General features: G+C 62.1%; 8 protein-coding genes, 2 tRNA genes and 2 rRNA genes (1 of these 12 only partly in view). 7 read left to right on the forward strand and 5 right to left on the reverse strand.

Features of this window, described 5'->3' with window-relative positions:
- Positions 1 to 3 precede the first annotated feature (3 nt).
- Positions 4 to 663, forward strand: coding sequence for a methionine biosynthesis protein MetW (gene metW, locus KMZ29_RS04715; RefSeq protein WP_215622668.1), 660 nt, complete (start codon positions 4 to 6; stop codon positions 661 to 663).
- A gap of 112 nt (positions 664 to 775) precedes the next feature.
- On the opposite strand, the gene KMZ29_RS04720 is transcribed toward metW, so the two are convergent.
- Positions 776 to 1,636, reverse strand: a complete 861-nt coding sequence (locus KMZ29_RS04720; RefSeq protein ID WP_215622669.1) for an alpha/beta fold hydrolase — start codon at positions 1,634 to 1,636, stop codon at positions 776 to 778.
- Positions 1,637 to 1,872: 236 nt separating this feature from the next.
- On the opposite strand from KMZ29_RS04720, the gene KMZ29_RS04725 reads away from it, so the two are divergent.
- Positions 1,873 to 2,532, forward strand: a complete 660-nt coding sequence (locus KMZ29_RS04725) for a TIGR02594 family protein (protein ID WP_215622670.1) — start codon at positions 1,873 to 1,875, stop codon at positions 2,530 to 2,532.
- A gap of 119 nt (positions 2,533 to 2,651) precedes the next feature.
- On the opposite strand, the gene KMZ29_RS04730 is transcribed toward KMZ29_RS04725, so the two are convergent.
- A complete protein-coding gene (locus tag KMZ29_RS04730) occupies positions 2,652 to 3,437 on the reverse strand; it encodes an MOSC domain-containing protein (protein ID WP_215622671.1) in 786 nt (261 codons plus the stop codon).
- A 334-nt stretch (positions 3,438 to 3,771) separates the two neighbouring features.
- Here KMZ29_RS04730 and clpB point away from each other — a divergent pair, with 334 nt between their 5' ends.
- A complete protein-coding gene (gene clpB / locus KMZ29_RS04735; protein ID WP_215622672.1) occupies positions 3,772 to 6,411 on the forward strand; it encodes an ATP-dependent chaperone ClpB in 2,640 nt (879 codons plus the stop codon).
- A 43-nt stretch (positions 6,412 to 6,454) separates the two neighbouring features.
- Here the strand turns inward: clpB and KMZ29_RS04740 are convergent, their stop codons facing one another.
- The 3 genes from KMZ29_RS04740 to KMZ29_RS04750 form a co-directional block, all read right to left on the reverse strand.
- Positions 6,455 to 6,709: a hypothetical protein gene (locus tag KMZ29_RS04740; protein WP_215622673.1), complete on the reverse strand. Its 255-nt coding sequence runs from the start codon at positions 6,707 to 6,709 to the stop codon at positions 6,455 to 6,457.
- Positions 6,710 to 6,768: 59 nt separating this feature from the next.
- The gene (locus KMZ29_RS04745) at positions 6,769 to 7,128 is read right to left on the reverse strand and encodes an SPW repeat protein (RefSeq protein WP_215622674.1); all 360 of its coding nucleotides are present in this window, start codon (positions 7,126 to 7,128) and stop codon (positions 6,769 to 6,771) included.
- Between the two features lie 166 nt (positions 7,129 to 7,294).
- The gene (locus tag KMZ29_RS04750; protein WP_215622675.1) at positions 7,295 to 9,355 is read right to left on the reverse strand and encodes a peptidoglycan DD-metalloendopeptidase family protein; all 2,061 of its coding nucleotides are present in this window, start codon (positions 9,353 to 9,355) and stop codon (positions 7,295 to 7,297) included.
- 830 nt (positions 9,356 to 10,185) lie between these two features.
- On the opposite strand from KMZ29_RS04750, the gene KMZ29_RS04755 reads away from it, so the two are divergent.
- From KMZ29_RS04755 to KMZ29_RS04770, 4 genes are all read left to right on the forward strand, one after another.
- A 16S ribosomal RNA gene (locus KMZ29_RS04755) occupies positions 10,186 to 11,676 on the forward strand.
- Positions 11,677 to 11,884: 208 nt separating this feature from the next.
- Positions 11,885 to 11,961 (forward strand) — tRNA-Ile (locus tag KMZ29_RS04760).
- Positions 11,962 to 12,033: 72 nt separating this feature from the next.
- A tRNA-Ala gene (locus KMZ29_RS04765) sits at positions 12,034 to 12,109 on the forward strand.
- A 430-nt stretch (positions 12,110 to 12,539) separates the two neighbouring features.
- Positions 12,540 to 12,696, forward strand: a 23S ribosomal RNA gene (locus KMZ29_RS04770) (it continues 2,689 nt past the right edge of the window).
- Together the 16S and 23S rRNA genes with 2 tRNA genes alongside form the textbook arrangement of a ribosomal RNA operon.

A 12,696-nucleotide genomic window follows, 5' to 3' on the forward strand; every position in this document is an offset into this window, starting at 1 on the left:
AGCATGCAGCAACAGGTCCTGCCGCTCGCGGTCGTTCCGCCGGACACCGGGCATTATCGCGGCGATCACCTCCTGGTCGCCGAAATGGTCGAGCGCGGCTCGAAGGTGCTCGACGTCGGCTGCGGCGAAGGCGATCTCCTGCAACTGCTGGAGACCCGCGGCATCGACGGCCGCGGCATCGAGTTGTCGCGCGAGGGCGTCAATCGCTGCGTCGCCAAGGGTCTCGCGGTGGTGCAGGGCGACGCCGACACCGATCTGGTCAACTACCCCGACGACGCCTTCGACTATGTGATCCTGTCGCAGACCCTGCAGGCGACGCGGCAGCCGAAGGTGGTGCTGGAAAACCTGCTGCGGATCGGGCGCCGCGCCATCGTCTCGTTTCCGAATTTCGGGTTCTGGAAGATGCGGCTGCAGCTGTTGGTCGGCGGCCACATGCCGCGCACCGAAAACCTGCCCGCCACCTGGTACGACACGCCGAACATCCATTTCTGCACCATCAAGGATTTCGTCCAGCTCTGCGACGAGATCAACGTCAAGATGGAGCGCGCCGTCGCGCTCGACATGTATGGCAGGCCGCTGCGGGTCAATCTGCCCTGGTGGTTCTGGAACATGTTCGGCGAGCAGGGCGTGTTCCTGCTGAGCCGCGCGGAGAAGGGACGGTAGGGCCAGTCGTCATTCCGGGATGGTCCGAAGGACCAGACCCGGAATCTCGAGATTCCCCGATGTGCAATTGCACATCTGAGGTTCGCGCTGACGCGCGCCCCGGAATGACGGTTCAAGCCATCGACCTCGGATCGCGCACCGGCCAGCGGCCGGCTTCGGCCAGCGCGATGAAGCGCTCGACCATTTCGTTGAACAGTGCCGGCTCCTCGAGATTGAGCACGTGGCCTGATTTGGGAAAGATCGAAAGCCCCGCCGCCGGCAGGTGCTTCTTCAAAAACAGGCTCGGCTCGACGCAATTGTCGTCCTCGTCGCCGCAGATGATCAGGGTCGGCGTCGGCACTTTCCGGATCGCCTCGGTCATGGTGTAGATCGAGGGCCGGCCGCCCTGAAAGCTGCGCATGGTGTTGGCCGAGCCCCTGGCATCGTGCCGCGCCAGCGAAGCGTAGAAATCGGCGTGGCCGCGCGGGTCCTTCAGCAGGAACGGAATCCGGCTTGGCGCCTCGCGCGTCGCCTTGGCGACTTCCGCCGAGCCGATCGTCTCGTATTGTTCGCCATTGGCCTGGCATTGCCTGCGGAACGCTTCGAGGTTTTCGAGGCTCGAGCCGGCGCCGACCGCGGCGAGCGTCAGCGACAATGCGCGCTCCGGGTTGTTCAGGCCGATCTGCAGCGACGAATAGGAGCCCATCGAGAGGCCGACGAAATGCGCTCTGGCGATCTTGAGGTGGTCGAGCACGGCGAGCGCGTCGGTGTAGAAATGCTTGTAGGTGTAAACCTCCTTCGACGGCGGCACGTCCGAGGGGGTGTAGCCGCGGGCGGAATAGGCGATGCAGCGGTGGCCGCGCGAGAAATAGCGCATCTGCGGCTCCCAATTGGTGTGGTCGGCTGCGAACTCGTGCAGGAAGATGACGGGCGTTCCCTGGCCGGCTTCCTCGAAATAGAGCCGGACATTGTCGCTGGTGACGGCATAGGGCATTTGAAGAATTCCTCTCTTGGGCCGAAGCGAAAATCGCGAGTTCATGCTCGCGGCGGCAATGAGGCGGGAACCCGGTTCCCTCGTCAAGGAATCATCGCGGAATCACCCCAAAACCGTTCTTGCACCGCCGCATCGCGTCTTGCTCTCGCCACATCGCACCTCGCATTACGACCCCGGACGTGGGCTCGGATGGGCCGACGGGAATTGGGGGTGTGTCATAGAGGATCGAGTTGAGTATGGTTCAGTTGTTTGCGTTCTGCCGGTCGCTTCGTAAGGTTTCCCTGCACGCTGCGGCACTGGCTTTGTGTTCCGCGGCAGTCGTCGCATCGCTTACCCCGGCTTCGGCGAGGCCACACCACAGCGCTGCGCAGCAGGCGCGCGCGCATCACGCCGGCCATCACGCCCACCATCATTATCGACACAATCGGCATCGGCACATCGCCCGCGGTTCGCGCTGGGAGCGCGGCGTGGCGAAAATGCAGGCGCGCGGCCTTGCCGACGCCAATGCCGGCATCGCCTCCGGCGCGATGGCCGCGCCGGCCGGGTTCGGTTCATCCGATGTGGTCGCCGAGGCGCGCCGCCATCTCGGCGGCAATCCAACCGGCCGCGGCAGCCTGTGGTGTGCCCGGTTCATGAACATGGTGCTGGAGCGGTCCGGCCACCGCGGCACCGGCTCGGACATGGCGCGTTCGTTTGCCAGCTACGGCCAGCGCGTGTCCGGTCCCCAGGTCGGCGCCATCGCGGTGATGGGACGGCGCGGCGGCGGCCATGTCGGCGTCGTCAGCGGTATCGACGCCCACGGCAATCCGATCGTGGTGTCCGGCAACAACGGCAACCGGGTCCGGGAAGCGCCGGTCTCGCGCGGTCGGATTTATGCTTATGTGATGCCGAACTGAGGCAAGCGAACGGAGTGGTGGGCACGGCGCGAAGCGCCTTTGCCCACCCTTGTATTAGCGCGATCGCTTATAGTGGCCACGTTCCGTGAGGAATGGCCCAGCCCGGGTGACGGCCCGAGCTACAACAGCGTTGGCTGCTCCGCCGCGATCGCATCGCCGACGGCAATGGTGCCGCCCTCGATCACCTCGGCATAGATGCCGCATTCGTTGTGACCGAGACGGCGCATCAGCGCCTGCGGGATTTCGAGGTCGCGCGCGGCGGTGTCCGGATCGACATTGATCGCCGCGCAGCGGGTGATTCGTTTCACGACCTTCAGCCTGATGTCGCCGATGGCCAGGGTGCGGTCGAGCAGATCGAATTCGTGCCAGGCCGGCCAGCCCTCGACATAGAGGTTGGCGCGAAACCGCAAGGGATGCACCGGCTGGCCCACAATGTTCTCGATCGCCCGGAGGCTGCCGAGATTGATGATGGAAACGACCTTGCGGGCGACATCGGAAAAACTGTGGCCCTTGCTCGACAGCACCCTTGGCGGGCCCTTGATCGCGCCGGCATGGCTTTCGGCGAAGAACCGCTCGATGGCGGCGCGGCCCTCGGCGGTTTCGAGATTGCCCTGGGCGGCGATCGCGCCGTTGCGGCGGATGGTTAGGACGTTACTGGCGTCGTCGAAATGGCTGTGCAGCGCCGCCAGCCATTCGTCCCGCATCAGCATCAGGAAGTAGGCCTTCACCATCCATTTCGGGGCGGCGGGATCGAAGCCGCTGGGGCCGTTTTCGATGGCGTAGCGGCGATCGGCCGGAAAGGTCTCGCCGATGCGCAGGGCGACGTGCGGCAGCGGTTCCGGGGAGAGGCCTTTGACGGGATAGCGGTAAAGGCTGGCGATCCGGGCGGGCGGGGTGCGTGACATGCGGCTTCATAAGAGATTCCGCAGCCCGGCGCCACCGCACACGAATTTGTGAACCTGCCCCTTCCGTTCAGGGAAACTGCTTCCCACATTCGCCTCAAGCCGGCGGGAAGCCGCCGGCGACGCGACCGCGGCCGGTTGAGACATGTCAATACGACCACGCGGAAACCCAATGAAGATGCGGCAACCGTGCCACGCGCACGATCCGCCAAAGTGTAGGCGGTTTGGCGACCAGATCGTGCGCCCTTCTAAGTTTGAAGCGCGATCGGACGCAAAACCGGTGGCCACTTTTGCTGATCGCGCTTCGGGCGGAGCGGCAGGCTGAGGGAATGACCTGATGAATATCGAAAAATACACCGAGCGTGCGCGCGGTTTTATCCAATCGGCGCAATCCCTGGCGGTGCGCGACGGCCACCAGCAGTTTTCGCCGCTGCATATGCTCAAGGTCCTGCTGGACGACAGCGAGGGCCTCGCCGGCGGCCTGATCGACCGCGCCGGCGGCAATTCGCGCGCCATCCTTAAAGCGACCGAAGACGCCCTCAACAAGCTGCCGAAAGTCTCCGGAAGCGGCGCCGGGCAGGTCTATCTCGCCCCCGAGCTCGCGCGCGCGTTCGACGCCGCGGAAAAAGCCGCCGAGAAGGCCGGCGACAGTTTTGTCACCGTCGAACGGCTGCTGCTGGGACTGACGCTGGAGAAAAGCAGCGAGGCCGGCAGCATTTTGAGCAAGGGCGGCGTCACGCCGCAGAACCTGAACGCTGCCATCGAATCCCTGCGCAAGGGCCGCACCGCCGACAGTGCGACGGCCGAGAACGCCTATGACGCCTTGAAGAAATATGCCCGCGACCTGACCCAGGCGGCGCGCGACGGCAAACTCGATCCCGTGATCGGACGCGACGAGGAAATCCGCCGCACCATCCAGGTATTGTCCCGCCGCACCAAGAACAATCCGGTGCTGATCGGCGAGCCCGGCGTCGGCAAGACCGCGATCGTCGAAGGCCTGGCGCTGCGGATTCTCAATGGAGACGTGCCGGAAAGCCTGAAAGACAAGAAGCTGTTGTCGCTCGATATGGGCTCGCTGATCGCCGGCGCGAAATACCGCGGCGAGTTCGAGGAGCGGCTGAAGGCCGTGCTCCAGGAAGTCACCTCGGCCGAAGGCGGCATCATCCTGTTCATTGACGAGATGCACACCCTGATCGGCGCCGGAAAGGCCGACGGCGCGATGGACGCCTCCAACCTTTTGAAGCCTGCGCTGGCGCGGGGCGAACTGCACTGCATCGGCGCCACCACGCTCGACGAATACCGCAAACACGTCGAAAAGGACGCCGCATTGGCGCGCCGGTTCCAGCCGGTGTTCGTTTCCGAGCCGACCGTCGAGGACACCATCTCGATCCTGCGCGGGCTGAAGGACAAGTACGAACAGCACCACGGCGTGCGGATCACCGATTCCGCGCTGGTTGCGGCGACCACGCTGTCGAACCGCTACATCACCGACCGCTTCCTGCCCGACAAGGCCATCGACCTGATGGACGAGGCGGCGGCGCGGCTGAAGATGCAGGTCGATTCCAAGCCGGAAGAACTCGATTCGATGGATCGGGAAATCATCCGGCTGAAGATCGAGCAGGAAGCGCTGAAGAAGGAAACCGATACCGGCTCGAAGAGCCGCCTGCAGACGCTGGAGAAGGAACTCGCCGAGCTCGAAAAGCAGTCGGCTGACCTGACCTCGCGCTGGAGCGCGGAGAAGAACAAGCTGTCGAACGCGCAAAAGCTGAAGAGCGAGCTCGACGCGCTTCGCATCGAACTCGCCAACGCGCAGCGCCGCGGCGAATATCAGCGCGCGGGCGAACTGGCCTATGGCCGGATCCCCGAACTCGAGAAGAAGCTTGCCGATATCGAGGCCAAGGAAAACCCCGGCGAGATGATGGAGGAAGCCGTCACGGCCAACCACATCGCGCAGGTGGTGTCGCGCTGGACCGGCGTGCCCGTCGACAAGATGCTCGAGGGCGAAAAGGACAAGCTCCTGAGGATGGAGGACATGCTCGGCAAGCGCGTGGTCGGCCAGGCCGAAGCCGTGCATGCGGTTGCGACCGCGGTGCGCCGTTCGCGCGCCGGCCTGCAGGATCCGAACCGCCCGATGGGCTCGTTCATGTTCTTAGGGCCGACCGGCGTCGGCAAGACCGAACTGACCAAGGCGCTCGCCGAATACCTGTTCGATGACGAGACCGCGATGGTCCGGATCGACATGTCCGAATACATGGAGAAGCATTCGGTGTCGCGGCTGATCGGCGCGCCTCCGGGCTATGTCGGCTATGATGAGGGTGGCGCGCTGACCGAAGCGGTGCGGCGGCGGCCTTATCAGGTGGTGCTGTTCGACGAGATCGAAAAAGCCCATCCCGACGTCTTCAACGTACTCCTGCAGGTGCTCGACGACGGCCGCCTGACCGACGGTCAGGGCCGCACCGTCGATTTCCGCAATACGCTGATCATCATGACCTCGAACCTCGGTTCGGATTTCCTGGTCAACCAGCCGGAAGGCGAGGACACCTCGGCGGTGCGCGAGCAGGTGATGGGCACGGTGCGGGCGCATTTCCGTCCCGAATTCCTCAACCGCGTCGACGAGATCATCCTGTTTCACCGCCTGCAGAAGAGCGAGATGGGCCGGATCGTCGAGATCCAGTTCGGCCGGCTCACCAAGCTGCTGGAAGACCGCAAGATCGTGCTCACGCTCGATGCCGCGGCGCGCGACTGGCTCGCCGCCAAGGGCTGGGATCCCGCCTATGGCGCCCGGCCGCTGAAGCGGGTGATCCAGCGCAACCTGCAGGATCCGCTGGCGGAGATGATCCTGGCCGGCGAGGTCACGGACGGCGATCGCGTCGTGATTTCGACCGAAGGCAACGTCTTGACCTTCAACGGCAAGGCGCCGCGAACGGCCGAGATCGCGCAGTTCGAGACGCCGGTCCCGAAGCGCAAGATGAACTGAAACGTATGCCCGGACGCAGCGCGGCTGCGCCGGGCATGCACCTCTAGATGACGACAGGCCCGGCTTCCTTGTCGTGGTCCTCGTCAGGCTCGAGCGCCGAAAGAATATCGATGAGCTCGCCGACGCGCCCGCTCGCCAGCGGCTTGCCGGCGTTCATCAGCGGTTCGTCATTGATGAGCCAGGCTTGAGCCTCGGCCAGTTCGTCCGCCGTCGCGCCGGTTCCGATGATTCCGGCAATCGTCACATCGTCGGCCCCGGGGACTGCCCTGGTCACGTCGTCACGCGTGAGACGTCTCATGGTTCTTCATCCCTCAGGTCCTGCCCGCCGCTACGTAGCGGCGGGCAGGAGATTGAGCCTCAGCGGTTCGTGGTGAGCCGCGGCGGGTGTTGCGACGTCATCCAGAGCTCGATGGCGGCGAGGATGGCAACGGCAGCGCCGACGATCGCATGAATCGTCATCGCAGTGGTTCCCTGAAAGCCCAGCACCCAGGGCGAGACCAGTACCCACAATCCGACAACGAGGTTCAACCACTCTTCCCAGACCGCGAAGGCCGCAAGTGCGGCGATAGCCAGCACGGCGATCACGATTCCCGAGATATAGGCGTTCTGGGAGGCCATTCCGGCATCGAATCCGAACGCCAAAGGTGAGAAGAGCAGAAATGCGCCGAGGATGAGGTTCGCGACGTCACACAGTTTTGCGTTTGTCCAGTTCTCCATATCACACCTCCATTTGAAGGCATTCCCGGTGAATCAAGTGGACAGTGGCCGCCGGAGTTCCAGGCTGGTTCCATGAAATTTGATCGAAGACGGTGCTGCCCCCCGGCTACGGAACCCGGGGGGGCGCGGCGCGACCGACTTCAGGTGGTGCAGATTCTATGGAAGCTCAGCGGTTGCTGACCTGCCGCACCTGCGGCGTGCCGACGGCGGCATCGGAAACGCGTGCTGCGCCGTTGCGGTTGTTCATTTGGACATCCAGGCGGTCGCGCTCCTTCTCGAAGCTTGCCATCAGCGGCCCGTCGAGCGAGCGGCCGCGCGGCAGCTTGATGCGCATCGGATCGACGAAGCGGCCGTTGACCAGAATTTCGTAGTGAACGTGGGCGCCGGTCGACATGCCGGTCGATCCGACGAAGCCGATCACCTGGCCCTGCCGCACCCGCTTGCCGGGCTCCATGCCCTTGGCATAGGCCGACATGTGGCCGTAGGCGGTCTCGTAGCCGTTATTGTGCTTGATGCGGACGTACTTGCCGTAGCCGCCTTCCCAGCCGACCCGTTCGACCACGCCGTTGCCGGAAGCGAAAATCGGGGTGCCGTAGGGCGTGGCCCAGTCGACGCCTGTGTGCATCTTCACATAGCCGAGGATCGGATGGCGGCGTCCGCCGAAGCCCGAGCGCATGATCGCGTTGTTGACCGGTTTGCGGACCAGGAACTTCTTCGCGCTCTTGCCGCTCTCGTCGTAGTAATCGACTACCGCGTCGTCGGGGGTCTGGAAGCGATAGTATTTCTTGGTCTCGCCGCCGACGGTGAGGGAGGCGAACAGCACCTCGGTCTTCTCGGTGATGGTGGCGCCTTCGTCCTCGCCGGCGAAGAACACGTCGAACGAATCCCCGGGCTGAACCTTGCGCTGGAAATCGACATCGTAGGAGTAGATGCGGACCATGTCCTCGATGACGTTCGGCGGCACCTTGTTGCGTAGCGCGGTCTCGTAAATGCTCTGATAGAGCCGCACGCCGCTGCCGTCATCATCGTCGTCGTCGTCGGCCGCGGCGGTCTCGGTGACGGTGTTCATGCTCTGCACGTCGACCGCGACGTATTTGCCGAGATCGGACAGCGCGGCGACGGCTTCGATGGTGGATTCGTTGGCGACGATCACCCGGTAGGGCTGCAGCCGCTGGCCGGGGCCGGCAGGCGCCATCAGGATGCGCAGCTTCTGGCCTTCCTTCAGTCCGCCGTCGCGACCGCGGGGGCCGAGCGTGGCGGCGATGGATTTCGCCTCTTCCGGGGTCGCGCCCTGATCGCGCAGGATCGATTGGATGGTGTCGCCCTTCTTGACCACATGAACGCGTTCGCCGTTCGGATTGCCGCCGGTGATCTGATCCTTGGTCTTCGGCAGCAGCGTGACGTTTTCCGGGACCACGCGGGTTTCGAAGCCGGCATAGGGATCGGCGGTGACGTTGCCCTCGGTGGCGTAGGCCAGCTTGATGTCGGGTTTGGCGCCGCTGACGTCGGCGGTGGCGTTGGTGAGGGCGGTGTAACGGACTCCGCTGTTGCCGCGCCAGTTCGAGGCATCGCGCACCCGCATGATCACTTCGTCGAGCGCGACCACCGCGGCGAGCTTCGCCTTGGGCAGGATCGGCGCCAGGTCCTTGGTGACGAACGAGACCTCGGCATCGGGTTCGACCGAGTCGGGATTATTCGGATCTTCCGCGGCTGCGGGAACGGCGGCGCCGACGTCGGTCAGCATGCGCTGGGCGTTGAACGGCGGGATCTTGGCGCTGAGGTCGCTGGTGGACAGCGACAGATTGCCGGAGATGCGGATGAACGGCCGTACCCGCATCACGTCGCGGTTGCCGACGCGGGTGACCGTGGAAACCCGCACCACGTTGCGGGCCGCGGTCGATTCGCTGGGCGGCGGCAGACGATCGCTCTTGTGCAGGGTGGCATTCTTGTCGTTGGCGCCGAACGCGCCGCGCAACGCGCCCTCGACCCGTTCCGGCACCTTGGCAAAGGTCATTTCGCCGTCGAGCGATGCGAAAACGGCGCCGCCGATGAGGGCCGCGCCGCACAGACCGGTCAGAATCGTGCCGCTGAACCACTGCACGGAGACGCGGCGGCGGTCGATCACCGCGGCCTCGGAGCCATCGACGGAAAGCGGCGGCTCGTTACCGAGATCGATGATCCCGGTCTCGCGTCCGTAGCCGCCCCCGCGTGACGTCCTTTGGTTCAACCCGGTGTCCCCCCACATTCCATCAACATTCGACAAGACCTTGGCTCTTCCATGACCCGGTTCGCCCACTCGAGGGGGAGATTCGGGAGCACGGCGTGCCACACGCATAAATGTCCGGGATTCAGAGGCCAAACGGCCGGCCGGGATCTCGAACGATAATGGTGTGCAAATCTCTCGATGTTCTCGGCCGCAAGGGAAAAGCGACGGGTTCGTTAGAGATCGCCGGTTCCCTGGTAGATGAACGCCGGCAGCCCCCACTGGCACCCGGCGATTCAACGCCTACTTATAGTCAGATCGTCGCAGGATTGTGGCTCAAGTACGGCGCAAAGTCCCTAAAGATGGAGACTTCTTCGCGGTGCAAGATTCTCTCACCCGATGCGACGATTTGTTGACAACGACCGTTGACAAGCCCGATCGGGGGGGCTTATAAACCGACCACTGAGCGCGGCGCTGTCTTGGCCCTTGGCCAAGGCAAGCTTTCGCGCCCGTGATGCTCCTCACTAAGATGAGTGAATCAACAGCCGATAGTCATCGGTTGTTATTTGTCGTCGAATGAGAGTGTCGCGACCCTTCCAGAGATGGAAGTGGGGTTTTCGGACCCCGGGCTGTTTGACAAGTGAAGATGAAGAAAGAGAAACGTGGACGGCGGAGTCCTTGCGAGTCTCGATTACTTGAGAATTTCGGTTTTCTAGTATCGAGGCTGGACGAAAGACTTCGGCGGTACACGTTTTAAAGGTTACACCATCGTCGTCAGCGATGTGAATCGCGGGCGATAAATATGGTGGGACCTCGTCAAAACGTTGTGATCAGCCGGTTTAAAGTTTCAAGTCCAACTTGAGAGTTTGATCCTGGCTCAGAGCGAACGCTGGCGGCAGGCTTAACACATGCAAGTCGAGCGGGCGTAGCAATACGTCAGCGGCAGACGGGTGAGTAACGCGTGGGAACGTACCTTTTGGTTCGGAACAACACAGGGAAACTTGTGCTAATACCGGATAAGCCCTTACGGGGAAAGATTTATCGCCGAAAGATCGGCCCGCGTCTGATTAGCTAGTTGGTGAGGTAACGGCTCACCAAGGCGACGATCAGTAGCTGGTCTGAGAGGATGATCAGCCACATTGGGACTGAGACACGGCCCAAACTCCTACGGGAGGCAGCAGTGGGGAATATTGGACAATGGGCGAAAGCCTGATCCAGCCATGCCGCGTGAGTGATGAAGGCCCTAGGGTTGTAAAGCTCTTTTGTGCGGGAAGATAATGACGGTACCGCAAGAATAAGCCCCGGCTAACTTCGTGCCAGCAGCCGCGGTAATACGAAGGGGGCTAGCGTTGCTCGGAATCACTGGGCGTAAAGGGTGCGTAGGCGGGTCTTTAAGTCAGGGGTGAAATCCTGGAGCTCAACTCCAGAACTGCCTTTGATACTGAGGATCTTGAGTTCGGGAGAGGTGAGTGGAACTGCGAGTGTAGAGGTGAAATTCGTAGATATTCGCAAGAACACCAGTGGCGAAGGCGGCTCACTGGCCCGATACTGACGCTGAGGCACGAAAGCGTGGGGAGCAAACAGGATTAGATACCCTGGTAGTCCACGCCGTAAACGATGAATGCCAGCCGTTAGTGGGTTTACTCACTAGTGGCGCAGCTAACGCTTTAAGCATTCCGCCTGGGGAGTACGGTCGCAAGATTAAAACTCAAAGGAATTGACGGGGGCCCGCACAAGCGGTGGAGCATGTGGTTTAATTCGACGCAACGCGAAGAACCTTACCAGCCCTTGACATCCCGGTCGCGGATTCCAGAGACGGAATCCTTCAGTTCGGCTGGACCGGAGACAGGTGCTGCATGGCTGTCGTCAGCTCGTGTCGTGAGATGTTGGGTTAAGTCCCGCAACGAGCGCAACCCCCGTCCTTAGTTGCTACCATTTAGTTGAGCACTCTAAGGAGACTGCCGGTGATAAGCCGCGAGGAAGGTGGGGATGACGTCAAGTCCTCATGGCCCTTACGGGCTGGGCTACACACGTGCTACAATGGCGGTGACAATGGGACGCTAAGGGGCAACCCTTCGCAAATCTCAAAAAGCCGTCTCAGTTCGGATTGGGCTCTGCAACTCGAGCCCATGAAGTTGGAATCGCTAGTAATCGTGGATCAGCATGCCACGGTGAATACGTTCCCGGGCCTTGTACACACCGCCCGTCACACCATGGGAGTTGGTTTTACCTGAAGACGGTGCGCTAACCCGCAAGGGAGGCAGCCGGCCACGGTAGGGTCAGCGACTGGGGTGAAGTCGTAACAAGGTAGCCGTAGGGGAACCTGCGGCTGGATCACCTCCTTTCTAAGGATGATCCTTCAGATCGGCTCACGCCGTTCTATCGGATCGTTTTAGAAACATCAGGGGCCAACAATTTCAGGATTGTTGAGCTCCATTGGCGGGATTTCGCCGTCTTCGTTTCTCTTTCTTCGCGGACGAACACGCGCCAGGGCTGCGCTTGTGCGATGCGTTGGCGTTGAGCCGGCGCGCGCGAGCATGCTCCTCGTGTTAGGGGCTTGTAGCTCAGTTGGTTAGAGCGCGCGCTTGATAAGCGTGAGGTCGGAAGTTCAAGTCTTCCCAGGCCCACCACTTTGATCGAGCGTGTCATCTCTTCAGGGAGATGCGTCTCAATGATCGACGTAAGCATTCGTCTTCTGGTACGGGGCCATAGCTCAGCTGGGAGAGCGCGTGCTTTGCAAGCATGAGGTCGTCGGTTCGATCCCGTCTGGCTCCACCAGATGGAATTGAAGATCGACACAGCGCCTTTGAACAAACGGCGCCTCTGAACAAGATGGCTCAAGATAATCGTCCGCGAAACATCACTTCGCACGTTGCGTCCCTAGCGGGATGCGGGTGCGGGATTTCTGACATCGTAAAGAGGAGATTGATCCGAGTTTGGGATCTCGCGAAGCAATTCGCGGCATGCCAATCACTATCTCCGGGACGTTTCGGCGCCCGTTCATCGCAAGATGATCGGGTTGTAAATGTCCTTGTTGGTGAAGCTTGACCGCCTCATCATCGGGTTGATCTTACGAAGCAAGCTGGTCTTTCTAATCAGTGTCCAGCCGCATGCAGCATTCATCGAGGGTGCGCGCCTCAGGGTTTCGATCCTGAAGCAAGTGTGCGGACTACATTCTGCCGAGTGTGTGGACATTGATAATGAGAGCAATCAAGTGCCTTAAGGGTGTTCGGTGGATGCCTTGGCGCTGAGAGGCGATGAAGGACGTGCTACGCTGCGATAAGCCGTGGGGAGCTGCGAAGAAGCTTTGATCCACGGATTTCCGAATGGGGAAACCCACCTTCGATAGCTGGAACTCCAAGGCC

The sequence above is a fragment of the Bradyrhizobium sediminis genome (genome assembly GCF_018736085.1).
In the GTDB taxonomy this organism is placed as follows: domain Bacteria; phylum Pseudomonadota; class Alphaproteobacteria; order Rhizobiales; family Xanthobacteraceae; genus Bradyrhizobium; species Bradyrhizobium sediminis.

Coding starts and splice junctions, on each gene's coding strand:
- KMZ29_RS04730 (WP_215622671.1), bottom strand. CDS start 3,437: ATGTCACGCACCCCGCCCGCCCGGATCGCCAGCCTTTACCGCTATCCC.
- KMZ29_RS04740 (WP_215622673.1), bottom strand. CDS start 6,709: ATGAGACGTCTCACGCGTGACGACGTGACCAGGGCAGTCCCCGGGGCC.
- KMZ29_RS04720 (WP_215622669.1), bottom strand. CDS start 1,636: ATGCCCTATGCCGTCACCAGCGACAATGTCCGGCTCTATTTCGAGGAA.
- KMZ29_RS04745 (WP_215622674.1), bottom strand. CDS start 7,128: ATGGAGAACTGGACAAACGCAAAACTGTGTGACGTCGCGAACCTCATC.
- KMZ29_RS04725 (WP_215622670.1), top strand. CDS start 1,873: ATGGTTCAGTTGTTTGCGTTCTGCCGGTCGCTTCGTAAGGTTTCCCTG.
- clpB (WP_215622672.1), top strand. CDS start 3,772: ATGAATATCGAAAAATACACCGAGCGTGCGCGCGGTTTTATCCAATCG.
- metW (WP_215622668.1), top strand. CDS start 4: ATGCAGCAACAGGTCCTGCCGCTCGCGGTCGTTCCGCCGGACACCGGG.